Here is a 25,242-nt window from a genome sequence, read left to right on the forward strand (position 1 = left end):
CAGGTTCGTACGCGGACAACCCAGCCCGTCCGGCGTTTGAGGACGGAACCCTTGCCGTGGTGGCGGGTGCCCATTGCCGGGCGGCCGGTCACCGCCGACGCGGTTCCGTCGTCAATCTCCGGGCGGCGAGCCGGAAGCAGATGAAGGGGGGAGGGGGCGGCAGGGGGAACACCCACCTCCTGCCACTTACAACATATAGCGCACCAGGGGCCTTGCGGCAAGGCCCCCATCATGCTTCAGAATCACTGGCCCAGGCACCAGAACCTGCAGATTTGGGAGATTCGCGAAGTGCATGTGGGAGCTACCGATATGAACCCCCTGACCACCAGTGCGTTCAACCTTCCCGACCACCTCGCCCCCAAGGCCGACCCGGCGCTGATCACCGGCGACGAACAGCACTTCGCGGCCATCGCGCAGTGCCTCGAGCAGAACATCGCCGAACTGTCCGAGCGCCTCGACGCCGAACGCAGGTCGCCCGGCGGTGTGGGCCGGCAGGCGATGGACCGGGACGCGGAGATCCACCGGCTGACCGCGCGCCTGCGCGCACTGCGCCGCTTCGGCCTGGACCTGTGCCTGGGCCACATGGTCGGCGAGGACAACCCCGAGCCGCTGTACATCGGACGGCTCGGCCTCACGGACAGCACCGGGCGCCGGCTGCTGCTCGACTGGCGCTCACCGGCGGCCGAACCGTTCTTCGGCGCCACACACGCCAACCCGATGGGTCTGGCCAGCCGCCGCAGGTACCGCTGGACCCGTGGCCGGATCAGTGACTACTGGGACGAGGTGTTCACCCCGGACGGCTACGCCGGGCACGCCGCGCTCGACGACCAGTCCGCGTTCATCGCCAGTCTGGGCAGCAACCGGTCGGTGCGGATGCGGGACGTCCTCGGCACCATCCAGGCCGACCAGGACGCCATCATCCGCGCGGGATCGCGCGGCGCCCTCGTCGTCGACGGCGGCCCCGGTACGGGAAAGACCGTCGTCGCGCTGCACCGCTCCGCGTACCTCCTCTACTCCGATCCGCGCCTGGGGCACCACCGGGGCGGCGTGCTGTTCGTCGGTCCGCACGAGCCGTACCTCGGCTACGTCGCCGACGTCCTGCCCAGCCTCGGCGAGGAGGGGGTGCAGACCTGCACCCTGCGGGACCTCGTCGCCGAGGGAGCCTCGGCAGGGGACGAGGCCGACCCGGAGGCGGCCCGCCTGAAGTCCTCCGCGGACCTGGTGCGGGCGATCGAGGCGGCTGTCCGCTTCTACGAGGCGCCGCCCGCCAAGGGGATGACGGTCACGACGCAGTGGTCGGACATCCGGCTGAGCGCCGGTGAATGGGCCGTTGCGTTCGAGTCGGCCCCCGGTGTTCCGCACAACGAGGCGCGCGACCAGGTGTGGGAGGAGCTGCTCACGATCCTGGTGGACAAGTCCGAGGCCGACGTACCGGACGAGCTGCTCCGCAAGTCGCTGATGCGGGACAGGGAACTGCTCGCCGCCTTCGACAGCGCCTGGCCCCTGCTGGAGGCGGCCGACCTGGTCGGAGACCTGTGGTCCGTACCGGCGTATCTGCGCATGTGCGCCCCCTGGCTGACCCGCGAGGAGGTGGCGCGGCTCCAGCGCGGGAACCCCCGCGCCTGGACGGTCGCCGACCTGCCGCTCCTGGACGCGGCGCGGCAGCGGCTCGGCGACCCGGAGGCATCGCGGCGCAGGCGCCGCCGCAACGCCGCGGCCGCCGCCGAACGCGAGCAGATGGCCCAGGTCGTCGACGTCCTGCTCGAGTCCGACGCCGACGGGGAGGGTGCGTTGACGATGCTGCGCGGCCAGGACATGAAGGACACCCTGGCCGAGGGGCTCGCGGCGCCCGGCACCGAGCCGGACCTGCTCGCGGGACCGTTCGCGCATGTCGTGGTGGACGAGGCCCAGGAACTGACGGACGCCCAGTGGCAGATGCTGCTGATCAGGTGCCCGTCGCGGAGCTTCACCATCGTCGGGGACCGTGCCCAGGCCAGGCACGGTTTCACGGAGTCGTGGCAGGAGCGGCTGGAGCGGGCCGGGTTCGACCGGATCACCATGGCCTCCCTGAGCATCAACTACCGCACGCCGGAGGAGATCATGGCGGAGGCCGAGCCGGTCATCCGGGCCGTGCTCCCGGACGCCAACGTGCCGGCCTCCATCCGCAGCAGCGACATCCCCGTCGTCCACGGACCGGCTGCGGACCTGGGAACGGTCCTCGAAACCTGGCTCGCCACGCACGCCGAAGGCACGGCCTGCGTCATCGGCGATCCCTCGTTCCGGGAGACGCCCCGCGTGCGGTCGCTGACCCCGGAGCTGTCGAAGGGGCTGGAGTTCGACCTGGTCGTCCTCATCGACCCGGAGACGTTCGGCTCGGGAATCGAGGGGGCCGTCGACCGCTATGTCGCGATGACCCGGGCGACGCAGAAGCTCGTCATCCTCACGAGCCCCTGACGGCGGCGCGGGCCCGGGAACGTGGAGGACGGGTTCCGGGCCCGGAATCGCAGGGGGCCGGCCGGTGCGCCAGGCCCGGTGACCACCGCACGTAGACTCCCCGGTCCATGAAGATTCTGATTTCCGTGGACATGGAAGGCATCTCGGGGATCGTGCACCCCTCCGAGACGAATCCGGAACGCTACGACTACGAGCGCGGGCGTGCGCTGATGACGGCTGAGGCGAACGCCGTCATCGCCGGGGTCCTGGAGGCCGAACCCACCGCGGAGATCCTGGTCGCCGACGCCCACGGCACGTACCGCAACCTCCTCCCGGAGGAACTCGACCGCCGCGTACGGCTGGTGCGCGGCAAGCCCCGCCCGCTGAACATGCTGGCCGGCATCGACGAGAACACCGACGCCGCCCTGCTGATCGGCTACCACGGCCGCGCCGGCGCCGGGCCGTCCGTGCTGTCACACAGCATGAGCGGCGAGATCCTCGACGTACGCATCGCCGGGCGCTCCCTGGGCGAGATCGGCCTCAACACCGCGATGGCCGGCCACCTGGGCGTGCCCGTCGTACTGCTCAGCGGCGACGACACCGCCTGCGCCGAACTGCGCGACCTGGTCCCCTCCGCCTCCACCGTCGAGGTGAAGCAGGCCCTCGGCCAGGGCGCCGCGATCACCCTGCACCCGCAGGAGGCCCGGGAACGCCTGCACCGGGCGGCGGCCGAGGCCGTGACCCGGCGCGCCCAGGTCCCGCCCCTGTCCCCCGAAGGCCCCCTCGCCCTGGAGGTCGACCTCTACAGCGGGTCCACGGTCGACCTCGCCACCCTGGTACCGGGCGTGACCCGCGCCGCGGGCGGCCGCACGGTCGCCTTCACCGCGACCGATTTCGCCGAGGCGTACCGGGTGGTCCTGCTGCTCGTCCAGCTCGCGTCGATCAAGCCTGCGTAGGCGGCCGGTTCGGGGAGGCGGGGACGGGGGCGGCGGGGGCGCCGGCGGGCCGGTGCAGGCCGTTCGCTCCGGCCTGTCGGGGCACCACCGCGAGGCCGTTCGCTCCGGCCTGTCGGGGCACCACCGCGACGGGTCCCCGTCAACCGCCTACGCGGTCAAGCATGGTTCGAAGTAGCCCGGAGTTCGGAACAGGCCTGTGAAGGTTCCGGGGCCGTGGCGTTCGTCCAGCCATGCCCCCAGCTCTGTCACGTCACCGGTGATGACGGCCGCGAGCAGACGTTTATGGCACTCGACCTCTTCCCCCGGGGCGAACTCCGCGAGGAAGTGGGCGTATCGGCGGTTGACTCCTATTTCGTAGCCGCAGAGGGCTGCCGCGTATCGCGTCCGCTCCCCGCTTTCCAGTAGATCCGCCACGCAGGGGCCGTCTCTGTCCGTCAGCGTTCCCGTTACATCCCGGAATGCGAGCGCGTCGAGCGCGTCGGAGGTCTCCGTCACCCCGAACTGTTCTGCCGTCTCTCGGGTGATGGAACGTGCCTCCGTCTGCACCCAGGGGTTCAAGGATCAGCTCGACATCAACTATGGCGGGGGTCAACTTCCCGCTTTCGATGTTGCTCACCTTGGTTTGGCTCATGTTGCAGCGCCTGGCGAGCCGGACTTGAGTCCATCCGGCCCGATTGCGCTCCTCCTTCAATGCCGCCGCTAGGTCTGACCTGAAATGACCTAGGGCCCCGGGGTCAAAGGTCAACGCCCTTCACGTACTCCTCGAAGGAAACCGACTCATTGACCGCGACCCGTCGGCATTCAAGGAACGGCGCAATGCCACCATTGAACAATTTTCGGCCGATCTGCCGACCGTCGGAGTGGTAGTTCATGAGGACCACTTCGGAACGGTCGAACATCCAAAAATCCTGCACCCCCTCAAGGGGGTTGGTCCGGTTCGTCACGTCGAGAATGCGGATCTGTTCACCAGCCAACGAGTGAGCCTTGTAGTAGTGGTGGAACTCGAACCGCAGATAGTCCGACAGCGGGCGGGTCAGCACATGGACCCGTCCTTGGATTCGCCCCTGTGTGACTTGTCGGCGCAAACGGTCGGTGTACTCGTTCGAAACGGCTGCCGGATCGATGCGGGCGCCGGCCCTGAACGCCTCGAACTCCTCTGCCTCTTGGGGAACGAGGTACTGCGGCAGGGTCTCCAGACGCCAGGCTTCCCGCTGGAATCCTTCAAAGCGAGCAGCCCACTCCTCACCAGCCAAGAGCACGGACGGCCTCCCTCAACGTCTCCTCCGGAATCTCCACAAGCCCTTCCCCGTCGGGCGCCTTGAAGGCATCGGATACATCACCCTGAACCACGAATGAACCCGATGCGGTCCTGTAGACGTTCGGGCAGTCATCCTTACCGCACGTGCCGCTTCCGTTGCCGTTGAGCCGGGTCAGTTCCTCACGAGCCATGACGCGAACCCCCTCGGACGGCCCCCACGGGCCGGCTGTCTCGACGGTACGAGCGGGGCACCTGGGCCGTCCATGCGGGAGCCCCAATATTTGCGTCATCGCATAAACCGGCCCGGCTACAGGGGAATCCGGGACAGCTCGAAGAGAACTTCCTGAGCAAGCATCCGAAACAACGCAGCAAGCGGCTGGTGGGCGCGCCGGTGAGCACGGGCAGCCGGATACACCGGACGGCTCGAAGGCTCGGGCTCGAACCCTGCACGCCCGGCTCCAGCCCCTGCGACGTGGCAGGCGCCGTCCTACCTCGTCCCTCGGCCCCGATCAGCGCGGCAAGCGTCGGCCCGGGGATGTACGCCGTTGCCGGCCGGGACGCCGCCTCTCAGCCGACTGCACGGAACATTGAAGAAGTGCACACTCCATTACATGAGTGACACGCTGCCCATCACAGAAGCCCGTGCACACTTCGGCCCTCTCGTCCGCAGGTCCTCGAATGCACGGGAACGCATCACGATCACCGACCATGGGCAGCCGACGGCCGTACTGATCAACCCGCAGGAGCTCGCCGAACTCGAGGACGCCCTGGCCCTCGCCCAGTACCAGGCACGCCAGGCCTCCGGCACCGCCGAAACAGTCCCTCATGACCAGGGGCGCGCACGACTCGGCCTGGCGCAGCGTTGACCTGTCTGATCAACTGGGACGAGCACGCCATCGACCAGGCCGCCCCCTTCCTCAAGGACGACCCCGACGGCCTGCGCCTCCTCATGGACGCTGTCCCAATGGGGCCATGAACCGCGACACCGCCCCACCCGCACCGCCCCGGAACGCGTACGCACCCACATGCACGCGGCCGATCTCCTCGTCACGGTCCGGCTTCCCGCAAGAGATCGTTGACCGGAAGCCCCGTGCAGGCCAGGGTGACCGTCCATGGGAGCGATGGGCGGGGCAGAACTTCGAGGGCGTACGAGCGCTCGGCTCACACTCGGATGGGTCGGTTCGGTGGTCGCGGCGGCCGTAGCCCTGCTGACGGCCACGCTCCTGGGGAGGGCCTGGAGCGCCTGCGACGCCGGCGTGAACAGCGCGGCCAACGGCGCCTTTCTCCTCTGGGTCTTCATCCCCGTTCTCGCGATCGTTCTGCTGATCGTCTGGCTGGGGACGGTGGCCCTCCTGGGCCGGCGCCCTCTGGTTTCGGCCGTGGTCGGCGGAGCGCTCGTCCTGGCTGTCTCCTGGTGCGCCTTCTCGCTCTTCTGGGAAGGCACCACCTACCACTGCCCCAGCGGTGTGCCGCCGTGGTGGCCGGACCTCGTCCCGGCTCCCGGGTTCTGACACACGGCCGACGAGGACGACGGTTATCCGAAGTACTCCAGGATCAGCGGCAGGTCCTCAAGCCATTCCCGGAGACGGGCCCTCGTACGAGCGGCGATCACGCACGGATACGCGGTGCCGTTGTGGAAGCGGACGGTGACACTGAGGTGTTTGGGGCCCCAGGCCGCGTACTCGACCGTGCTGATCTGGGCCCAGGTGAACTGCACGTCACCTGACCTCGTGCCGAACTCGACCCCTACGGCGTCGATCAGGATGTGACCGTCCGAGGCCACCGCGATGAAGGCGACGTCGCTGTCGGTGCCGGACACCGCAGGGGCCGTGGGGCTGAACGCGGGGGCAAACCCGGGGCCGAATCCGGGGGCAACCGCGGGAGCGCCATCGGCGGGAGCCTGATGCCATTGCTCCGGAGCGCCATGGTGAGGCGCGTAGGAGGGAAGAGGAGGAGTCGGCGGCTCCATCGGGGCGTGCGCCGCACCGCCCGGCACGAACAGATCCAGCAGAGCGTCCGGCGTGGGCCGTTGAGCGGGCTCCTTGGCCAGGCACGACGCCAGGATGGTCCGCAGGCCATCCGGAACCGCAGCCAGGTTCGGCGCCTCGTGCACCGACCGGTACATCAGACCCATCGGCGTGCCCGCCCCGAACGCGCTGCCGCCCGCCGCCGCGACAAGCACCGCCCCGAGCGCAAACACATCGGCTGCGCCACCGACTTGCTGGCCCTGCGCCTGCTCGGGCGCCAGGAACCCCGGCGTCCCGAAAGCCATCCCGGTGGCCGTCAGACGGGTCGACTCCAGAGCCCGCGCGATGCCGAAGTCCAGGACCCGCGGCCCGTCCGAGGCCATGATGATGTTCCCCGGCTTCAGGTCACGGTGCACCAGGCCGCAGCGATGGATCGCCGCCAGCGCCTCGGCCAGGGCCGCGCCCAGCTGCCGTAGCCGCGCCTCGCCCATCGGCCCCTCGGCCTCGACCAGCGCGGAGAGCGTGGGCCCGGGGATGTACGCCGTGGCCAGCCAGGGCGCCGCCGCTGCCGGGTCCGCGTCCACCACTTGCGCCGTGTGGAAGCCGCCCACACTGCGCGCGGCCTCGACCTCGGCGCGGAACCGCTCCCGGAAGTGCGGGTCGGTCGCGAGTTCGGAGCGCGCCACCTTCACAGCCACCGCGCGCCCGCCGCGAGAGCGTGCCAGATAGACGACGCCCATCCCGCCCGCGCCCAACTCCCGCTCCACGGCGTACCCGCCGATACTCTCCGGCAGGCCCGCACCATCCGCCCCGTACCCCATGCGCCGTACGCCTCCCCCTGTGCTTCAGCGCCTCAGTATGTCGCAGACATGACCAGCCGCAGCCGTCCCGCCTCACAGAGTGGAGCAACCGGAAAACAGGGGCCGCCCTGTCCGCACCCGTGGCACACTCCTGCCTTGATCGCGGGGCGCACGGCCCTGAACCGGCCCTTCCGGGACGCGGATCACCGGGTCGCGGGTACCCGCGACCCGGTCAGTGGCGTCGCGGTTCTCCGCGTTCCGGTGGGCCGCGACGTAAAAGCTTTTAAAGGCACTTGGTAGAGAACTAACTACCCACCCAACCCGCCCGGCGGCCCGTCACCCGCACGGGTGAGGTTGGCCAACTGGGGTGGATTTCCACCGGGTTGCCTGGCATATGCTCGCCGCACCAACTCAAGACTTCTGACGGCCCCCACCGGGACAGCAATCCCAGCGAGGGCCTGACCAACAAGGAAGAAGAACCTTCCCGATGGCTACCTCGCAGGTTATCGCGGCCCCTTACGCCCCACCATCCGGTGTTGAGCATGTCAATGTCCGCCATACCGAACGCTTCACCGTCGTGGGCAACCACCTCAGCCAGCACCCCGAACTCTCCCTCGCCGCGCGGGGCCTCGCCCTGCACATCCAGTCGCTGCCGCCCGGGGCCAGGATCGGCATCAAGGCGCTCGCCGCCCGTCTGCCCTCCGACAGCGAGCACCGCATCGCCGGTTCCCTGCGGGAACTGGAGCAGCACGGCTACCTGAAGCGCATCCGGGAGCGTTCGCCGGACGGCCGGGTCTTCACACGCACCGTGTCCTACAACCACCCGGACCCCGCCGCCGCCGACAAGGAGCGGACGAAGACGGAGAGGAAAACGGCCAGGCCTCTCATGCGTCGCCCAGCGCCTGCCCCAGCGCCTGCCCCGGCGCCTGCCCCGGCCCCTGCCCCGGCGCCAGCTCCGGTACCTGCGCCAAATCCGGCACCTTCGCCAACTCCGCGACCGGCACCCGCACCCGCGCCGACCCCCGCGCCTCCCGCGCCGTCCCCACCGCCTGCGGACGTCCCCCCGCCGCCCCGCGTGCCCGCGCCCACCGCGAAGAAGCCGCCGCCCCCACCGCTTCCGCAGCCGCTCAACCCGAGGCCCCAGCTCCTCCAGGCCGCCGCACTGCTCCTCATCGGGCTGCAACGCCAGGACGGCCAACTCAGGCTCACCGAGGCCGACATCGACTTCCTCGCCCCCGGTGTCGCCGCTTGGTTCGAGCGGGACGCCTCCCCCGCAGACGTACGCAAGGCCCTCACCGAGGACCTGCCCCGGCCCGTGAAGTTCCCCGCGAAACTGGTGCGGCATCGCCTCACGGCGTCGCTCCCGTCCGGGCGCACGCTTCCCGCCGCCTATCGCCCCGTACCGCTCCAGAACTGCGACGACTGCGACCACGCCTTCAGGGCTCCGGATCCGGGCAAATGCCCTGCGTGCGAGGACGGCACGGCAATCATGAGCCGTTCATCACTGCTGGAATCCAGCAATGCCGTGCGGGACGATCCGGCGCGATGATGACTACCGGCGGCCGCGGTGCGACCGCCGGATCTACTCAACTCGCCTTGATATCAAGACAGGTTCACACATGAGACTGCCCCGTGCCGCTCTGACCGTCGCGGCCGCTGCCCTGGCTCCGGCCCTGCTGCTGGCGGGCCCGGCCTTCGCAGCCGGACCGTCCACCTCGACAGCCTCGGCTGATTCGTTCGCTTCCGACACCGCGACGACCGACACGGACGGCTCCACCACACCGGTGGACGAGATGTCCGACGAAGAGCTCCGCATCGAGATCCTCCGCATCCTCGCCGCCCCCGACACCGGCAGGGGCGTCACCCGGGAAGCGAACAGGGCGCTCGACGACGGCACCACCGAAGTCATGCGCACCTTCCTCAAGACCGGTTACCGCCTCGCGCAGGCCGAGGACGACTCCGTCGCCATCGTCCGCCTCCTAGCCGACCCCGACAGCGGCAAGGCCGTCATCCGCGAGGCCAACAAGGCGCTCGACGACGGCAGCCCCGAAGCCCTCCGCGCCTTCCTCGAGACCGGCTACCGCCTCGCCCAGGCCGAGGACGACTCCGTCGCCATCGTCCGCCTCCTAGCCGACCCCGACAGCGGCAAGGCCGTCATCCGCGAAGCCAACAGGGCGCTCGACGACGGCAGCCCCGAAGCCCTCCGCGCCTTCCTCGAAACCGGCTACCGCCTCGCCCAGGCCGAGGACGACACGGTCGCCGTCTTCCGTATCCTCGCCGACCCCACCATCAGCAGCGAGCTCCGCGCCGCCGCCGAGAAGGTCGTCGACGGCACGCCCGAGGAACTGCGGTACTTCATCGAGTACGGCCAGTACGAGTACGCCTGACAGCGCGGGCGGCCGGCCGGTGTGAGGACCGGGCGGCCGGCAGGCTGGGAGTCGGCCCGGATCGGGCCGGAAGTCGTGGCATCATCCCGGCGTGACTCCTGAGCAGATATGGGAAGCGGCCACACCGGCAGAACGTCGGCTGGCCGGTGTGGCGCTCAATCCGGCCGCACCCGTCGATGTCCTGCTGCGCCTGCTGGCGGGCGAGTCGGCCGCCGTACGGATGGTGCTGTGCCGGGACCGGCCGCTGCCCGGGGCCGTGGTGGATGCGGTCGTCGACCACCCCGACAGGTACACGCGCAGCTTCCTCGCCCGTAATCCGTACGCCGATCCCGAACAGCGGGCCCGGCTGGTGGACGATCCGGAATGGTTCGTACGGGCTCATCTGGCCGAGGCACCCCGGGCCGACGACGTCTGCCGGCCACGGCCGTTGCCGGACCGGACCGTTGTGCGGATCATCGACACCTACGAGAACGAGTGGGTGGGAACCGGGCTTCTGCTCCAGATGTCCCCCGGATTCCGGAGCAGCATGGCCACCCATCCCGTGGCGAAGGTCCGCAGCATGGGGAGCGGTTTCTGGGAGTCGCTGACGCCCCGGGTGCGGGCCGCACTGCTGGCCGACGACGACCCGGGCGTACGGGAGTCGGCCGCCCGCCACCAAGGGGCGTACGAGCGGCTGCGCGATCCGGACGCGGTGCGGGAGGATCTCCCCGCTCACAGCTGTCACGCACGCCATCACCTGCTGATGTACGGCGCGCTGGCCCCCGACGTCGTGGCCGGGGCCCTGGCGGAGGACGCCTGGCTGATCGCCGGCAACGCCACTACACCCGCCGCAATGGTGACCGTCCTGGCCGGGCATCCCGATCCCGAGGTGCGGACCCGTGTCGCCGAGCGGGCGGACCTGGGGGCGGCGGAGCGTCGCGCACTCGCCGTGGATCCCGACCCCGGGGTGCGCCTCGCCCTCTCCGTGCACCCGGCCCTGAGCGAGGCGGAACGGGCCGCGATCGACTACGAGGTGACGCAGGAGGAGTCCTACGGCCACCACGCGTGCGGCTTCCCGGTCCCCGTGCCGCCCGACGCCGACCGACTCCGCCGCGACGCGCTGTCGGCGCATCCCCTGCTCCGGCGACGGGCCGCGGCGGCCCCCGCCCTCCCTGCCGACCTGGTGGCGCTGCTCGCCGACGACGAGGACCTCGGCGTACGCGTGCTGCTCTGCCAGAACCATCCGGGCGCCCCGGCCGCACTCCTTCTTCGCAGCTTCCTGGAGTACACCGGCCGCGACCGGTGGCACCTCACCCGCCACCGCGACTTCCCGCGCCAGGGCCTCGCCCGGTTCGCCGCCGACGAGGACCCCGCGGTCCGCCGCCTGGCCCTGTCCGACGCCGGACTCGCGCCGGGCCCGGCCGACCGGCTCACCCGCGATCCGGACCCGCGGGTCCGCGCCGACGCGGCGCGCCACCCGGGGCTGCCCCAGGGCCGGATCGCGGAACTGCTCGACGACGAGGAGCTCGCGCACCGGGCCGCCGCCAATCCGGCGCTGCCCGCCGCGACGATGTACGCGCTCCTCGCCACAGCCGGAGAGCGACGGCCCTAGAGGTACTAGAGGTACTAGAGGTACTAGAGGTACTCCGCGAGGCACCAGGGAGGTACTCCGCGAGGTACTAGAGGTACTCCGCGAGGTACTAGAGGTACTCCGCGAACGCGTCCAGCGTCCGCAGGACCTCCGTCTCGCCCGCCGGGGGCAGTTGGAGTACGACCTCCTCGATGCCCAGGTCCGCGTAGTGCGCCAGCTTGCCCGCGCTCGGCAGGACCGCGTACGGGACCACCTGGAGGTCCTTCGGGTCTCGGCCCGCCGACTCCCAGGCGGCACGGAGCTTGGGTACGGACTCCGTCAGGCCGCGGCCGCCGATCGGGAGCCAGCCGTCCGCGTACTGTGCGATGTGCGCGAAGAGCTTCGGGCCCGCCGCGCCGCCGATCAGGGTGCGCGGGCCGGTCACCGGGCCGCGTGGCTGCTGGAACGGTTTCGGGTAGGCGTGGCTGGCCCGGACCGACCCGAACTCGCCCTCGTACGCCGTGGGTTCATCCGCCCAGAGGGCGCGCATCAGCGCCATCCGGTCACGGCCGAGCTCCCGGCGCGTCGACCAGTTCACGCCGTGGTCCGCGGCCTCCTCGACGTTCCAGCCGAAGCCGAGCCCCAGGGTGAAGCGGCCGCCGGAGAGGTGGTCGAGGGTGGCGATCTGCTTGGCCAGGTCGATCGGGTCGTGCTGGGCGATCAGCGTGATGCCGGTGCCCAGCGCGAGGCGTTCGGTCACCGCGGCGGCCTGCGCGAGGGCCACGAAGGGGTCCAGGGTGCGGCCGTACTCGGGCGGCAGCTCGCCACCCGCCGGGTAAGGAGTGTCCCTGCTCACCGGGATGTGCGTGTGCTCGGGAAGATAGAGCCCGGCGAATCCCCGCTGCTCAAGCTGGTGCGCGAGCCGCACCGGTGTGATCGTCTCGTCGGTGAGGAAGATCGTTGTGGCGATCCGCATGCGAGGACACCTCCGTCGTTGTCTGGTGACCGCCCAAACGTATGCCGTACGGTGCGCAAAGCCGAGCTTTCGGCGACTTCGGGGGAGGTCAACCACATGGTCCGGACGCGCACGCGCACCCGCACCCGCACCGTTCTCACCGCGCTGTTCCTGACGGGCGTGCTCGTCGGCGGCGCGCCCGCCGCGGCATCAGCCGCCTCACCCGCTTCCGCGACCGCCGCTTCCCGTACCGCTTCGGTACAGGCCGCGGGGCACATGGGCGGGGCCGCAGCCGCCCATGCCGGTGTGCGCGAGGCCGCGCAAACGTACAAGAGCAAGCACAAGAGCAGAAGCAAGAGCAAGAAGCGGCGCAAGCACGGGTCGAGCGGGTTCGGGGGCGGGCTCGTTCTCGGGATCGTGCTGGCCGTCGTGGTGAGCGCCATCCTGGCCTACGTGCTGGTGTCCCGGTCCCGGCGGAACTCCCCGTAGTTCCGGGCAGATTGGCCAGGCAGCTCAGTCAGTTCGTGCGGATGGGGGTGGGCCTCGGCCGCGAGTTCCTCAGGCAGCTCCGGCCCCGCACACGCGTAGTCGATGAGCAGGTTCCTGTAGACGGCCCGGCAGCCCGGATCGACGCCTGAGCTAGAGGGTCCGCCCGGCGGCCGTCGCCGCCGCATGGTCCTGGGCGGGCGGCGCGACGATGCGCAACCGGTGGGCGCAGGAGCGTTGTTGTACGACCGCGAGCCCCGCGACCACCGTGCCGAGCACCAGCCAGCCCACCGGTCCCGCCGCCATCACCACTCCGGTGAGCAGCGGCGGGCCCGCGGACTTCTGGATGGACTGCGACATGCCGGCCACCCCCAGGTAGGCGGCGCGCTCGTCCGGGGGCGCGAGCAGGACGGCCAGTTCCCACGAGCTCACCGAGCGCATCAGTTCGGCCAGGGTGACCAGCACCGCCGCGGCGAGCAGGACCGCTGCCGCCGCCCAGGTCCCGCAGCGGGTGGCGGCGGCGAGGGCGGCGCAGCAGACGAACAGCAGGACCCCGTACGCCAGCACCGCCCGGACCGCCCGGCGAGGGCCATCGGCGCGTCTCGAGACAGGAAGTTGGAGGGCCACGACCAGCACGGTGTTGATGACCAGGAAGGCCGGCACCAGGGCGTGCGGTGCGGAGGTGCGGTTCACCAGCCACAGCGGCAGGCCGACGCCGAGGACCGAGTCGTCCAGGTTCATCGGGATGTCGAGGGCGACGAAGCGGAGGTATCCGCCGTCCCGCCACGGGCCCTTGCGGCGGGCGGGCTCGCGGGAGGCGGACCCGGAAGGCGAGGGGGCGGCTTGGGAAGGCGAGGGGGCGACCGCCGAGGGCGAGGGGGCGGCCTCGGAAGGCGGGAGGGCGGACCCGGAAGGCGAGGGGGCGGCTTCGGAAGGCGGGAGGCCGGCTCCCTTCGTCCGCGCCACCTCGACCGTCGCCGTGTCGCGGGGTTCGCCGGTGCGCCACACCAGCACCGCGGCGACGGCGAAGGACAGTGCGTTGCCGAGGATCAGGGTCCGGTAGGCGTCCGTGGTGCCCACCGCCAGGCCGATGGCGGCGATCCCGGCGCCGACGCCGTAGCCCGCGTTCGCCGCACTGCGGGACAACGCCTGGTAGGCCGCCCGTCGTTCGCCCGCCGCGCGGGTGGCGAACAGCATCTCCAGCGTCTTCGCCGCCCGGTCCCCGAGGTAGGTGACCGCGATGACGGGGAGCAGCGCCGAGAAGCCGGTGCACGTCAGGACGAGGACGAGGGTCACCAGCCGGAGCAGGTGGCAGCCGATCAGCAGCGGACGGACCGGGAAGCGGCCGGCCAGCCGTCCGGCCAGGGGGGAGCCGGCGATGCCCGCCACGCCTGCCGCTCCCAGCAGCAGCCCGATCTGCTGCGCGCTCAGATGCGTCACGAACGTGAGGTAGAGGACCGAGGACGCGGCCCACAGGCCGGACCCCGTGCGGTCGACGGCCAGGGCGAGCAGCATGATGCGGGCGTCCCGGCCGCCCGGCGGGTTGCGCAGCTGGGCCAGGAGGCCCTGACCTCCCCCTGGTCCGGGCTCCTGCTCCCCCGCCGTCCCGCTTCCCGCCGTCCCGCTTCCCGCTGTGCGGCGCACAGCCCACCCCCGGTATCTCGACATCAAGAGATCAACAGACCGGGGGAAGCCTGCCGGGGATTATTCTCGATGTCAAGATACTTGATGGCGAGATACATGCCGGTGGGTGGGGACGCCGCCCCCCACCCAGCCGCCGTAGCCCGTACCCCGCCGCCCTCAGCCCGGCCAGACGATCGCCTGGAGTTCGCTGTACGCGTGCAGGGCGTACGAGCCGACATCGCGCCCGACCCCGCTCTGCTTGAACCCGCCGAACGGGGCCTCCATGTTCCGGCCGATCGTGTTCACGCCGACCCCGCCGGCGCGCAGCCTGCGGGCCGTGCGGAAGGCGCGGGCCACGTCGCCGGACCAGACGTAGTCGATCAGTCCGTAGTCGCTGTCGTTGGCGAGCGCGATGCCCTCCTCCTCGTCGTCGAAGGGGACGACCACCACGACCGGACCGAAGATCTCCTCCCGCACCACCCGCATGTCGTTGGTGCAGTCGGCCAGCAGCGTGGGCGCGACATAGAAGCCGCGGCCGGTCGGGTCCGGGCGCTCGCCGCCCGTGACGACCCGGGCCCCTTCCTTGCGGCCCAGCTCCACGTACGACTCGATGCGGTCGCGGTGCGCGGCGGAGATGACCGGGCCGACGACCGTGCCCTTGGCCGTCGGATCGCCCACCTTCAGATACCCGGCGTACGCGGTGAGCTTCTCGATCAGCGCGTCGTGGACGGACCGCTGGACCAGGACGCGGGTCGGAGCCGTACAGATCTGGCCGCTGTAGAAGGAGAACGTCGTCCCGATGCCCGCCACCGCCGAGTCGAGGTCGGCGTCGTCGAGCACCACGGCGGCACCCTTCCCGCCCAGCTCCATCAGCTGCCGCTTCATGCCCCGGCCGCAGACCTCGGCGATGCGCTGACCGACCGCCGTGGAACCGGTGAAGCTGACCATGTCGACGTCGGGCGAGTCGACGGCCGCCTCGCCCACTCCGGGGCCCGCGCCGCTGACGACGTTGACGACGCCCGCCGGCATGCCCGCCTCGGCGAGGGCCTCGGCCATCCGGTAGACGGAGAGCGGGTCCTGTGGGGCCGGTTTCACGACGACGGTGTTGCCCATCGCGAGCGCGGGCGCGATCTTGCCGGCCGGGTTGGCCCAGGGGTTGTTGTACGAGGTGATGCAGGTGACGACGCCGACCGGCTGGCGGACGGCGAGCGCTCCGAAGATCCCGGCCCGGCCCATCGGACCTGCCTCGTTGATCTGCGGGCCGATCGCCTCCTCCACCGGCTCCAGCGCGCCCTTCGCGTACCGCCGGAAGCGGGCGGCGCCCACGGCGACCTGCATGCCGCGGGCCGTTCCCGTGGTGGCGCCGCTCTCCGCCTGGGCGAGTGCGGCGTTCGCGGCGAAGTCGCGCTGCATCAGATCGGCGGCGCGGTCGAGGATCGCGGCGCGTTCCTCCGGGCGGGTGCGGGACCAGGAGGCGAAGGCGTCACGGGCCGCGGCGGCCGCCGCGTACACCTGGGCGCGGCTCGCCTCGGGGGCGAGGCCGACGACCTCCTCGGTGGCCGGGTTGATCACCTCGTAGTGTCCGTCGGCGGGTTCGGTCCACTCGCCGTTGATGAAGAGGCGCTGGGGTGTGATGGTCACTGTGTGCTCACCGTCCGGGTGTCGCGGCCGGAGCGCAGCACCGTGCCGGGGACCGCGCCGGTCACCTTGTCGTCGCGCAGGGTCTCCACCCCGTTGACGCGGACCGACACGATGCCGAGCGCCTTGGAGTCCAGCCGGGGACTGTCGCCCGGCAGGTCGTGGACGAGGGTGGCGGGGCCCGCGTCGATGCGTTCGGGGTCGAAGAGTACGAGGTCGGCGTGGAAGCCCTCCGTGATGCGGCCGCGGTCGCGCAGGCCGAAGAGGCGGGCCGGGTCGTCGGTCAGCATCTTGACGGCCTGTTCCAGCGGGACGAGCTTGCGCCCGCGCAGACAGTCACCGATGAAGCGGGTGGTGTACGGGGCGCCGCACATCCGGTCCAGATGCGCGCCCGCGTCGGAGCCGCCGAGCATGACGTCCTCGTGCTCCCAGGTGCGCCGGCGCAGCGCCCAGGAGTCGGGGTCGTTGTCGGTGGGCATCGGCCACAGCACCGTACGCAGATCGTCGGCCGCGCAGATCTCGACGAGGCAGTGGAAGGCGTCCTGGCCGCGCTCGGCCGCGATGTCCTTCACGACCCGCCCGCTGAGGCCCTCGTTCGCCGCGCTGTAGGTGTCGCCGATGACGTACCGGCCGAAGTTCGCGAGGCGGCGGAAGACGCCGGCCTCCTTGCTGTCGGCGCGGCGGAGCATCTCGGCGCGGGTGTCCGCGTCGCGGAGCCGTTCGATGCGCTCGGGGACGGGCAGGGCGAGGATGTCGCCCCAGCCCGGGATCAGGTTGAGGGCGCAGAACGTGCCCAGCGACATGTTCATCGGCGTCAGGATCGGCATCGTCAGCGCGACGATCCGGCCCCCGGCACGGCGGGCGCGTTCGCTGGCGATCAGCTGGCGCGGTACGCGCTCGGGGACGGCGGCGTCGATGGTCAGGACGTTCCAGTTGAGCGGGCGCCCGGCGGCGGCCGTCATGTCGACGAACAGCTCGATCTCGTCGTCGGAGAACTGGTCGAGGCAGCCGGCGACGATCGCCTCGATCTGCGTGCCCTCGTGCTCACCGACCGCGCGGGAGAGCGCGAGGAGTTCCTCGGGAAGCGCGTGCCGGGAGGCGACGGGCTGTCCGTCGCCGTCGGAGTGGGTGGAGGACTGGGTGGTGGACAGGCCCCACGCCCCGGCGTCCATCGCGTCGTGGAACAGTGCGAGCATGGCGTCGAGCTGGGCCGGGGTCGGCTGTCCGCCGACCGCGTCGGGCCCCATGACGTGGCGGCGCAGGGCGCAGTGCCCGACCATGAACCCGGCGTTGACGGCGATCCGGCCGTCGAGCGCGTCGAGGTATTCACGGAAGGTCGACCAGCTCCAGTCGACGCCCTCCTCCAGGGCCTTGAGGGCCATGCCCTCGACCCTCGACATCATGCGCCGGGTGTAGTCGGCGTCCTCGGGGCGGTCCGGATGGAGCGGGGCGAGGGTGAAGCCGCAGTTGCCGCCGGCGACGGTGGTGACGCCGTGGTTCATCGACGGGGTGGCGTACGGGTCCCAGAAGAGCTGGGCGTCGTAGTGGGTGTGCGGGTCGACGAAGCCGGGCGCGAGGACCAGGCCGGTGACGTCCTCGCTGGTCACGGCCGTCTCGGCGACGGTTCCTGGTTCCGCGATGACGGCGATGCGGCCGTCGCGGATACCGATGTCCGCGCGGTAGGAGGGCCCGCCGGTGCCGTCCACGACGGTCGCTCCGCGGATGAGGTGGTCGAGCATGCCGGGGTCCCTTCTTCGGTGTCACACATGGGTGTGCGCCGGGGTGCGTACGGCCGCGGTACGCACCCCGGCTCGCGGAGCGGCGGTCCGGGAAGACGCCGCCCGCAGATCAAGCCCCTGGGGCAGAACCAAGCCCCTCCGGCGATTGAGGAGCGGGGGCACGGGGGCAGCGCCCCCGAGAGCCCGCGCCCCGGGGCTCCGCCCCGGACCTCGCGCCTCAAACGCCGGCGGGGCTGGATTTCACGCCGCGTCGCGGAACCGCGTCGTCCGGTGGACCGGATCCGTGTCGATCTTCGGGATCACGTGCTCACCGATCAGCTTGATCGAGTTCATCGTGTCCTCGGGACTGATCCCGATCGGCATCCCGAAGCTCAGCTGGTCCGCCCCGGCCTGCTCCCACCGCCGGCACTGCGCCAGCACCTCGTCCGGGTCGCCGCAGATCATCAGTTCCTCGGCGATCAGCAGCTCGATGATCTCCTCGGAGTACTCCGGCAGCAGCTCCGGCCACTCCGGGATGCCGTCCGGCCGCGGGAACGTGTCGTGGTAGCGGAACAGCAGCGACTGGAGGTAGTTCAGCCCGCCGCCGACCGCGATCTCGACGGCCTTCTTGTGCGTCTCGGCACAGATCGCCGTCGAGGTGACCATGACGTTGTCGTTGACGAAGTCACCGACCGGCTCGGCGTCCTTGACCGCGTTCTTGTAGGACTCGACGACCCACTCCATGTCGGAGACCTTCTGCACGCTGAAGCCCAGCACGCCGAGCCCCTTCCTGCCGGCCATGGCGTACGAGGGCGGCGAGCCGGCCGCGTACCACATCGCCGGGTGCGACTTCCCGTACGGCTTGGGCAGGATCTTGCGCGGCGGCAGCGACCAGTGCTTGCCCTGGAAGCCGACGTACTCGTCCTGGAGCCACATCTTGGGGAACTCGGCGATGGTCTCTTCCCAGAGTTCCTTGGTGTGGTTCATGTCGGTGATGCCCGGCATGAACCCGAGGATCTCGTGGGTGCCCGCGCCCCGGCCGGAGCCGAACTCGAAGCGCCCCTCCGAGAGGTGGTCGAGCATGGCGACCTTCTCGGCCACCTTCACCGGGTGGTTGACCGGGGCGAGCGGGTTGAAGATGCCGGACCCGAGGTGGATGCGGTCGGTGGCGTGTGCGAGATAGCCCAGGTACACATCGTTGGCCGAGATGTGCGAGTACTCCTCCAGGAAGTGGTGCTCGGAGGCCCAGGCGTACTTGAAGCCGGACTTGTCCGCCTGGATGACGTACTCGGTCTCCTCGATCAGCGCCTTGTGCTCTGCCCCGGGGTCGACCTTGGCCCGCGCGGCGGGCACATACCCCTGTACAAAGAGCCCGAATTCCAAGGGGGTTCACCGTCCTCAATTGTTTCTGACACACCGTCAGATTCTGATGCGTCCGACTGTTCCACCGACACCCCGACCCGTCAATACCTGACGCTTCGTCAGACATGATGGGTCTCCGGCACGTTCAGAAGAGACTGACGCCCGCCAGCCACCCGCCGTCGATGACGAACGGCTGCCCGGTGATGTACGAGGAGTCGTCCGAGGTCAGGAAGAGCGCGAGCGCCGCCACCTCCTCGGGCCTGCCGATCCGCCCGAGCGGGACGAGCTTGCGGTAGAGCGCGTCCACGGCCTCCTTCGACTCCTCCTGGTCCGCTGCCGGGTCCAGCGCCGCCGGATTGGACATCGCGGTGTCCACGGCTCCGGGGCAGACGGCGTTGACCCGTACCCCCTTCGCCGCCAGCTCCACCGCCGCCACCTTGGTCAGGCCCAGCACCGCGTGCTTGGTCGCGGCGTACGCGCCGACGAACGCCATGCCGGTGAGCCCGGTGTACGAGGAGGTGTTGACGATGGTCCCGCCGCCCGCCGCCACGATCTCGGGCGCGACGGTCTTGATCCCCAGGAAGGCCCCCACCTGATTGACCTGCACCACCTGCTGGAACTCCTCCAGCGGCGTGGTCACCAGCTCGTTGAACCGCAGGATCCCCGCGTTGTTGACCAGCCCGTCGATACCCCCGAAGGCGTCCTTGGCGGCGGCGACGGCGGCCTGCCAGTCCTCCTCCCGGCTCACATCCAGGTGCACGAAGAGCGCAACACCCTCCCCCAGCTCCTTCGCGAGCGCCTCGCCCTGCTCGTCGAGCACATCGGCGATCACCACCCGCGCACCCTCGGCCACGAAGAGCCGCGCCTCCTGCTCACCCTGCCCGCGCGCCGCACCGCTGATCAGTACGGTCCGTCCGTCCAGCTTGCCCATGGCCTGACTCCTACCTGTCGAGGTTGTCGAGGTGAGGTGCGACATCGGCGGCGAACGCCGCCATCTGATCGGTCAGTTCACTTCTGCTGCGGCTGCGGAAGCGCACCTGGATCTGGTGCACACCCATCGCGCCGTACTCCCGCAGCGACTCGGCGAGCACCTCCGGCTTCCCGCTGAGGGTGCGCCGCCCCACGGACCAGTCCGGCTCCCCCACGTACAGCGGCTCGGTGATGGCCCCGACGACGATCGGCCGGTCCACCCCCGCCTCCTCGCGCAGGGCGTGCAGCCGGGCGATCTGAGCGGGCAGCTTCGCCCGCGGATCCCCCTGCGGCAGCCACCCGTCCCCCCGTACGGCGGCCCGCCGCACCGCGGCGGGCGACGACCCGCCCACCCACACCGGCACCCGCTCCTGGGCGGGCCTGGGCAACTGCCCGAGCCCGCTGAAGGAGAACCGCTCCCCGGCGAACTCCGGGTACTCCTCCGGCCCGAGCGCGGCCTTCAGCGCGTCGATGCTCTCGTCCAGCACCCCGCCCCGCCCGTCGAAGTCGGCCCCGAGCGCCTCGAACTCCTCACGCACGTGCCCGGCCCCGACCCCGAGGATCAGCCGGCCACCGCTGAGGTGGTCGAGGGTGGCGTACTGCTTGGCCGTGGCCAGCGGATGACGCAGCCCGACGACGGCGACATGGCTCATCAGCAGGACCCGCTCGGTGACGCCCGCGAGGAACGCGAGCGTGGCCACCGGGTCGTACCAGACGGTGCTCATCGCCTCCGCGAGCCGCCGGGGGATGGCGACATGGTCACAGCTCGCCAGGTAGGTGAACCCGGCCCGGTCGGCGGTGCGGGCGATCTCGACGAGGTCGGCCGGGGTGGCCCCGGCCTCCCACGGTTCCGCGTAGATGGCACTCTGCGACTGAATCGGGAGCTGCATCCCGTACGACAGCGGTCCGGCGGGCAGTATCGGCACCGAACGGCCTCCTTCCCCTGGAATGACCCTGACAGAATCTGACGGCTCGTCATATTCCGAGTGAGCGGAGTCATCGTCGTACCTGACGCATCATCAGGCAAGGGGTGTCCGGGGGAAAGGAGTTCAGGGGGTGGTCAGCTCCCCGGCCGGGGAGCTGACGCATGGGCACGTGGTCACGGCCCTGGCATCCGAAGCACCGCCGACACCGGCTGAAGCCGCGGAGCTGCCGGGTATGTCCCGGCCGTTCGTCACTCACCTCCCCGGCTCCGGCGACATCGACGCGATGGCCAACACCGCCCGGTATCGTGCTCGGCTTCGACGCTCTGCCGCACGGCACGTACCTGTAAGGGAGAAGTCAGATATGCGCCTGGGTATCACGGGCCACCGCGGCCTTTCGCCGGAAGTCGAAGCCCAAGTCCGTACCGAGCTCGCCAAGCTGATCGCCGACTGCCCGCCGGCAGACCTCGTGGGCATCAGCTGCATCGCCGACGGCCCCGACGCATGGTTCGCACAGGCCGTCCTGGCGCACGGCGGACGCCTCGACGTCGTCATCTCCTCCGCCGAGTACCGCGAGAGCCTGCCCGACTGGCACCACCCCGTCTACGACGAGTTGATGGCCCGCGCGATCGATACCCACCACACCGGGTTGAGCGAATCCAACTCGCATGCCCACCAGGCCGGCAGCGAGATCGTCGTCGGCCTGGCAGACCGGATGATCGCCGTGTGGGACGGGCAACCGGCCCGCGGCTACGGCGGCACCGCCGACGTCGTCGCGTACGCGGAACGCGTCGGCGTACCGGTGCGGATCGTGTGGCCCGAAGGCGCCACCCGGGACTGACCACCGCGGATTCACGACTCGGTGACCGGGCGGCGCCGTTGGATCAACTCATCCGGGAGGCCGGCCACTTCACTTCCGGTACAACTCCTCGATCTCCGCCTCGAAGTCCCGCGCGATCGCGTCCCGCTTCAGCTTCAGCGACGGCGTCAGATGGCCGCCCTCCTCGGTGAAGTCCACCGGCAGGACCGTGAACTTGCGGATCGACTCGGGCCGCGAGACGAGCCGGTTGGCGTCGTCGACCGCGCGTTGCAGCGCCGAGCGCAGTTCCTCGTCGTGGACGAGGTCGCGCATCGGGACGTCCTGCTTCTTCTTCATCTGCCGCCAGTGGGAGAGCCCGTCCGGCTCCAGGGTGATCAGGGCGGTGATGAACGAGCGGTTGTCGCCGACCACCATGCACTGGCTGACCAGCGGGTGGGCGCGCAGCCAGTCCTCCAGCGGGGCCGGGGTGACGTTCTTGCCGCCCGAGGTGATGATGATGTCCTTCTTGCGGCCGGTGATCGTGAGGTAGCCGTCCTCGTCGAGCGCGCCCAGGTCGCCGGTGGCGAACCAGCCGCCGTCCAGCGCGGGAACGGCCCCGGCGCGCTCGGTGTCCCAGTAGCCCTGGAACACCTGGCCGCCGCTGAGCAGCACCTCACCGTCCTCGGCGATGCGTACGGCGGTGCCCGGCATCGGCCAGCCGACGGTGCCCAGGCGCGGCTTGAGCGGCGGGGTGACGGTGGCGGCGGCCGTGGTCTCGGTCAGGCCGTAGCCCTCGAAGATCTCGATGCCGGCGCCCGCGTAGAAGGCGGCGAGCCTGCGGCCCAGCGGGGAGCCGCCGCAGATCGCGTACCGGACATGACCACCGAGCGCGGCCCGGATGCGGCGGTAGACCAGCGGGTCGTACAGCGCGCGGGCCGCGCGCAGCCCCAGGCCGGGGCCGGGGCCCGTGCCGTGCTCGGCGGCCTCGACGGCCTGCCCGTAGCGCTGGGCGATCCGCGCGGCGCGGTCGAAGGACGAGGCGCGGCCCATCTTCTCGGCGGTGGCCCGGCCGGTGTTGTAGACCTTCTCCAGTACGTACGGGATGGCCAGCAGGAACGACGGCCTGAAGCCGGCCAGATCGGTGAGCAGGTCTTCCGTCCGGATGGACGGGGCGTGGCCGAGGCGGACCCGGGCGCGCAGACAGCCGATCGCGACCATCCGGCCGAAGACGTGCGACAGCGGCAGGAACAGCAGCGTGGACGCCGGGTCCTTGCTGACCGACTTGAAGACCGGGTGCAGCAGCTCGATGGCGTTGTCGACCTCGGCGAAGAAGTTGCCGTGCGTCAGGACGCAGCCCTTGGGGCGGCCGGTGGTGCCCGAGGTGTAGATGAGCGTGGCCGGGGTCCCCGGTTCCAGGGTGGCGCGGCGGGCGGCGACGACGTCGTCCGGGACGTCCTTGCCGAGCTTCTTCAGCCGGCCCAGCGCGCCCGTGTCGAACTGCCAGAGGTGTGCGAGGTCGCCGAGCTGCTTGCGTTCCTGGCTGATCATGCGGCCCTGTTCGGCCGTCTCGACGGCGCAGGCGACCGCGCCCGAGTCCTGGAGGATCCAGCGCGCCTGGAAGGCGGACGAGGTCGGGTAGATGGGAACGGTGACCAGGCCCGCGGCCCAGGCGGCGAAGTCGAGCAGCGTCCACTCGTAGGTCGTACGGGCCATGATCGCGATCCGGTCGCCGCCCCGCAGACCCTCCGCGATCAGGCCCTTGGCCACGGCGAGCACCTCGGCCGCGAAGTCGGCCGCGGTCACGTCCTGCCAGCTGCCGTCCTGCTGCTTGCGGCTGAGGACGGCGTCGGCCGGGGCCTCGTGTGCGTTGTCGAACGGGATCTCGGCGAGCGAGCCGCGCCGGACGGGCGGGGCGAACGCCGGTACGGAGACCTGCCGGACGCTGCCGTCGGCCGCCCTGACCTTCGTCGGCTCGACCAGGACGGGGGCGGAGGGGGTGGTGGGAGGTGCGGGTGGCGTGGACACGTGCGGCTCCTCGGCATCGGGGTCGGGCGTTTCACCTGGTCCGTCCGGCGAAAGGCCCTGATGCCCTCGCCGGACCGTGCTCAACTTCTCTGCCGGTCACACGCGTTCGAGGATCGCCGTGACGCCCTGGCCGCCCGCCGCGCAGATCGAGATCAGCCCGCGGCCCGGGGCGTCTCGTTCCGCGAGGAGCTTCGCGAGGGTGGCGACGATCCGCGCGCCCGTCGCGGCGAACGGATGCCCGGTGGCCAGGGACGACCCCGCCACATTGAGCTTGTCCCGGTCGACGCTTGCGAGCCCCTGCTTCTCCCAGGCGGCCAGCGTGGCGAGCACCTGGGAGGCGAACGCCTCGTGGACCTCGAAGAGATCGAAGTCCTGGACGGTCAGCCCGGCCCGCTCCAGCATCCGCGGTACGGCGTACGCGGGCGCCATCAGCAGCCCGTCCTCGCCGCCCACGTAGTCGACCGCGGCCGTCTCATACAGGGAGAGATAGGCCAGCGGTTCCAGACCGCGGCGCTCGGCCCACTCCTCGCTCGCCAGCAGCACCGTCGCGGCGCCGTCCGTGAGCGGGGTGGAGTTGCCCGCCGTCATCGTCGCGTCCGGGTGGTCCGTGCCGAACACCGGCTTCAGCGTGGCGAGTTTCTCCACGGTGGAGCCCGGCCGCAGGTTCTGGTCACGCTCCAGGCCGAGGTACGGGACGACGAGGTCGGCCAGGAAGCCCCGGTCGTACGCGGCGGCGAGCCGCCGGTGGCTGGTGGCGGCGAGCAGGTCCTGCTCCGCGCGGCCGATGTCCCACCGGCGGGCGGTGACCGCCGCGTGGTCGCCCATCGAAAGACCGGTGCGCGGTTCGGCGTTGCGCGGCATGTCCGGGACCAGATGCCGGGGCCGTACCCCCGCAAGGGCCCTGGCCCTGCCGCCCGCCGACTTCGCGCGCCGGGCCGACAGCAGCAGCCGGCGCAGTTCGTCGTTGACGCCGAGCGGCGCGTCGCTCGTGGTGTCCGCGCCGCCCGCGATCGCCGAGTCGACCGCCCCGAGCATGATCTTGTTGGCGGCCGCGATGACGGCCTGGAGGCCGGTGCCGCAGGCCTGCTGGATGTCGTACGCGGGGGTGCGCGGGTCGAGCCGTGAGCCGAGCACGGTCTCCCGGGCCAGGTTGAAGTCCCGGCTGTGCTTGAGGACGGCGCCCGCGGCGAACTCCCCGACCTGCTGCCCCTGGAGCCCGAACCGCTCGACCAGACCGTCCAGCGCGGCGGTGAGCATCTGCTGGTTGGAGGCCTGCGCGTACGGGCCGTCGGAGCGCGCGAAGGGGATGCGGCTGCCGCCGATGACCGCGACCCGGCGGGGCTGCGGGAGTGCGAGGGGGATCAACTCGACCAACTCATCTCGACCAACTCCTG

The 25,242-nt window shown here is 71.0% G+C and carries 22 protein-coding genes and 1 pseudogene; 9 read left to right on the plus strand and 14 right to left on the minus strand.

Going from position 1 to position 25,242, the window contains the following annotated elements; all coding sequences use genetic code 11:
* Nucleotides 1–309 precede the first annotated feature (309 nt).
* Nucleotides 310–2,454, plus strand: a complete 2,145-nt coding sequence (helR, locus tag OG782_RS15245; protein WP_406451216.1) for an RNA polymerase recycling motor ATPase HelR — start codon at nt 310–312, stop codon at nt 2,452–2,454.
* 107 nt (nt 2,455–2,561) lie between these two features.
* A complete protein-coding gene (locus tag OG782_RS15250) occupies nt 2,562–3,389 on the plus strand; it encodes a M55 family metallopeptidase (protein WP_406451218.1) in 828 nt (275 codons plus the stop codon).
* 147 nt (nt 3,390–3,536) lie between these two features.
* On the opposite strand, the gene OG782_RS15255 is transcribed toward OG782_RS15250, so the two are convergent.
* The 4 genes and pseudogenes from OG782_RS15255 to OG782_RS15270 all read right to left on the minus strand — a co-directional run bounded on the left by OG782_RS15255 (nt 3,537) and on the right by OG782_RS15270 (nt 4,838).
* Nucleotides 3,537–3,935 carry a hypothetical protein gene (locus OG782_RS15255; RefSeq protein ID WP_406459473.1) on the minus strand — a complete coding sequence of 133 codons (399 nt, stop codon included), beginning with the start codon at nt 3,933–3,935 and terminating at the stop codon, nt 3,537–3,539.
* A gap of 49 nt (nt 3,936–3,984) precedes the next feature.
* A pseudogene (locus OG782_RS15260) lies at nt 3,985–4,134 on the minus strand (helix-turn-helix domain-containing protein); the annotation flags it as partial.
* A complete protein-coding gene (locus OG782_RS15265) occupies nt 4,124–4,648 on the minus strand; it encodes a DUF6879 family protein (RefSeq protein WP_406451220.1) in 525 nt (174 codons plus the stop codon). The pseudogene OG782_RS15260 and the gene OG782_RS15265, both read right to left, overlap by 11 nt.
* Nucleotides 4,632–4,838, minus strand: coding sequence for a hypothetical protein (locus OG782_RS15270; RefSeq protein WP_406451222.1), 207 nt, complete (start codon nt 4,836–4,838; stop codon nt 4,632–4,634). Before OG782_RS15270 ends, OG782_RS15265 begins: the two co-directional genes overlap by 17 nt.
* 420 nt (nt 4,839–5,258) lie before the next feature.
* Here OG782_RS15270 and OG782_RS15275 point away from each other — a divergent pair, with 420 nt between their 5' ends.
* Both OG782_RS15275 and OG782_RS15280 read left to right on the plus strand, forming a co-directional pair.
* Nucleotides 5,259–5,513 (plus strand): type II toxin-antitoxin system Phd/YefM family antitoxin, encoded by a 255-nt coding sequence (locus OG782_RS15275; protein WP_406451224.1) that lies wholly within the window; start codon nt 5,259–5,261, stop codon nt 5,511–5,513.
* Nucleotides 5,514–5,768: 255 nt separating this feature from the next.
* Nucleotides 5,769–6,158 (plus strand): hypothetical protein, encoded by a 390-nt coding sequence (locus OG782_RS15280; protein WP_406451226.1) that lies wholly within the window; start codon nt 5,769–5,771, stop codon nt 6,156–6,158.
* Nucleotides 6,159–6,181: 23 nt separating this feature from the next.
* Here the strand turns inward: OG782_RS15280 and OG782_RS15285 are convergent, their stop codons facing one another.
* Entirely contained in the window at nt 6,182–7,435 is a 1,254-nt protein-coding gene (locus OG782_RS15285) for a serine/threonine-protein kinase (RefSeq protein ID WP_406451228.1), read from the minus strand.
* 556 nt (nt 7,436–7,991) lie between these two features.
* On the opposite strand from OG782_RS15285, the gene OG782_RS15290 reads away from it, so the two are divergent.
* From OG782_RS15290 to OG782_RS15300, 3 genes are all read left to right on the plus strand, one after another.
* Nucleotides 7,992–8,963, plus strand: coding sequence for a hypothetical protein (locus tag OG782_RS15290; RefSeq protein WP_406451230.1), 972 nt, complete (start codon nt 7,992–7,994; stop codon nt 8,961–8,963).
* A 70-nt stretch (nt 8,964–9,033) separates the two neighbouring features.
* Complete coding sequence (locus tag OG782_RS15295) at nt 9,034–9,801, plus strand: ALF repeat-containing protein (RefSeq protein WP_406451232.1); 768 nt, start codon at nt 9,034–9,036, stop codon at nt 9,799–9,801.
* A gap of 91 nt (nt 9,802–9,892) precedes the next feature.
* Nucleotides 9,893–11,392 carry a hypothetical protein gene (locus OG782_RS15300; protein WP_406451234.1) on the plus strand — a complete coding sequence of 500 codons (1,500 nt, stop codon included), beginning with the start codon at nt 9,893–9,895 and terminating at the stop codon, nt 11,390–11,392.
* 88 nt (nt 11,393–11,480) lie between these two features.
* Here OG782_RS15300 and OG782_RS15305 read toward each other — a convergent pair whose 3' ends face one another.
* Nucleotides 11,481–12,326, minus strand: coding sequence for an LLM class F420-dependent oxidoreductase (locus OG782_RS15305; protein ID WP_406451236.1), 846 nt, complete (start codon nt 12,324–12,326; stop codon nt 11,481–11,483).
* A gap of 96 nt (nt 12,327–12,422) precedes the next feature.
* On the opposite strand from OG782_RS15305, the gene OG782_RS15310 reads away from it, so the two are divergent.
* Nucleotides 12,423–12,794 carry a hypothetical protein gene (locus OG782_RS15310; RefSeq protein ID WP_406451238.1) on the plus strand — a complete coding sequence of 124 codons (372 nt, stop codon included), beginning with the start codon at nt 12,423–12,425 and terminating at the stop codon, nt 12,792–12,794.
* A 150-nt stretch (nt 12,795–12,944) separates the two neighbouring features.
* Here OG782_RS15310 and OG782_RS15315 read toward each other — a convergent pair whose 3' ends face one another.
* The 6 genes from OG782_RS15315 to OG782_RS15340 form a co-directional block, all read right to left on the minus strand.
* Nucleotides 12,945–14,435: an MFS transporter gene (locus tag OG782_RS15315; RefSeq protein WP_406451240.1), complete on the minus strand. Its 1,491-nt coding sequence runs from the start codon at nt 14,433–14,435 to the stop codon at nt 12,945–12,947.
* Nucleotides 14,436–14,591: 156 nt separating this feature from the next.
* A complete protein-coding gene (locus OG782_RS15320) occupies nt 14,592–16,055 on the minus strand; it encodes an aldehyde dehydrogenase family protein (RefSeq protein WP_406451242.1) in 1,464 nt (487 codons plus the stop codon).
* Complete coding sequence (locus tag OG782_RS15325) at nt 16,052–17,791, minus strand: amidohydrolase family protein (protein ID WP_406451244.1); 1,740 nt, start codon at nt 17,789–17,791, stop codon at nt 16,052–16,054. The genes OG782_RS15320 and OG782_RS15325 overlap by 4 nt, the downstream gene beginning before the upstream one ends.
* 240 nt (nt 17,792–18,031) lie before the next feature.
* A complete protein-coding gene (locus tag OG782_RS15330; RefSeq protein ID WP_406451246.1) occupies nt 18,032–19,153 on the minus strand; it encodes an LLM class flavin-dependent oxidoreductase in 1,122 nt (373 codons plus the stop codon).
* 124 nt (nt 19,154–19,277) lie between these two features.
* Nucleotides 19,278–20,063 carry an SDR family NAD(P)-dependent oxidoreductase gene (locus OG782_RS15335; protein ID WP_406451248.1) on the minus strand — a complete coding sequence of 262 codons (786 nt, stop codon included), beginning with the start codon at nt 20,061–20,063 and terminating at the stop codon, nt 19,278–19,280.
* Nucleotides 20,064–20,073: 10 nt separating this feature from the next.
* Nucleotides 20,074–21,027 (minus strand): LLM class F420-dependent oxidoreductase, encoded by a 954-nt coding sequence (locus OG782_RS15340; RefSeq protein WP_406451250.1) that lies wholly within the window; start codon nt 21,025–21,027, stop codon nt 20,074–20,076.
* A gap of 361 nt (nt 21,028–21,388) precedes the next feature.
* On the opposite strand from OG782_RS15340, the gene OG782_RS15345 reads away from it, so the two are divergent.
* On the plus strand, nt 21,389–21,865 hold the full coding sequence (locus OG782_RS15345; protein ID WP_406451252.1) for a hypothetical protein: 477 nt from the start codon (nt 21,389–21,391) through the stop codon (nt 21,863–21,865).
* 69 nt (nt 21,866–21,934) lie between these two features.
* Here OG782_RS15345 and OG782_RS15350 read toward each other — a convergent pair whose 3' ends face one another.
* Nucleotides 21,935–23,848: an AMP-dependent synthetase/ligase gene (locus tag OG782_RS15350; RefSeq protein WP_406451254.1), complete on the minus strand. Its 1,914-nt coding sequence runs from the start codon at nt 23,846–23,848 to the stop codon at nt 21,935–21,937.
* Between the two features lie 96 nt (nt 23,849–23,944).
* Complete coding sequence (locus tag OG782_RS15355) at nt 23,945–25,222, minus strand: acetyl-CoA C-acetyltransferase (RefSeq protein WP_406451256.1); 1,278 nt, start codon at nt 25,220–25,222, stop codon at nt 23,945–23,947.
* Nucleotides 25,223–25,242 lie beyond the last annotated feature (20 nt).

The organism is Streptomyces sp. NBC_00876 (assembly GCF_045207435.1).
Taxonomy (GTDB): Bacteria; Actinomycetota; Actinomycetes; order Streptomycetales; family Streptomycetaceae; genus Streptomyces.

Coding starts and splice junctions, on each gene's coding strand:
- helR (WP_406451216.1), top strand. CDS start 310: ATGAACCCCCTGACCACCAGTGCGTTCAACCTTCCCGACCACCTCGCC.
- OG782_RS15345 (WP_406451252.1), top strand. CDS start 21,389: ATGCGCCTGGGTATCACGGGCCACCGCGGCCTTTCGCCGGAAGTCGAA.
- OG782_RS15280 (WP_406451226.1), top strand. CDS start 5,769: ATGGGCGGGGCAGAACTTCGAGGGCGTACGAGCGCTCGGCTCACACTC.
- OG782_RS15335 (WP_406451248.1), bottom strand. CDS start 20,063: ATGGGCAAGCTGGACGGACGGACCGTACTGATCAGCGGTGCGGCGCGC.
- OG782_RS15295 (WP_406451232.1), top strand. CDS start 9,034: ATGAGACTGCCCCGTGCCGCTCTGACCGTCGCGGCCGCTGCCCTGGCT.
- OG782_RS15275 (WP_406451224.1), top strand. CDS start 5,259: ATGAGTGACACGCTGCCCATCACAGAAGCCCGTGCACACTTCGGCCCT.
- OG782_RS15310 (WP_406451238.1), top strand. CDS start 12,423: ATGGTCCGGACGCGCACGCGCACCCGCACCCGCACCGTTCTCACCGCG.
- OG782_RS15325 (WP_406451244.1), bottom strand. CDS start 17,791: ATGCTCGACCACCTCATCCGCGGAGCGACCGTCGTGGACGGCACCGGC.
- OG782_RS15270 (WP_406451222.1), bottom strand. CDS start 4,838: ATGGCTCGTGAGGAACTGACCCGGCTCAACGGCAACGGAAGCGGCACG.
- OG782_RS15305 (WP_406451236.1), bottom strand. CDS start 12,326: ATGCGGATCGCCACAACGATCTTCCTCACCGACGAGACGATCACACCG.
- OG782_RS15285 (WP_406451228.1), bottom strand. CDS start 7,435: ATGGGGTACGGGGCGGATGGTGCGGGCCTGCCGGAGAGTATCGGCGGG.
- OG782_RS15250 (WP_406451218.1), top strand. CDS start 2,562: ATGAAGATTCTGATTTCCGTGGACATGGAAGGCATCTCGGGGATCGTG.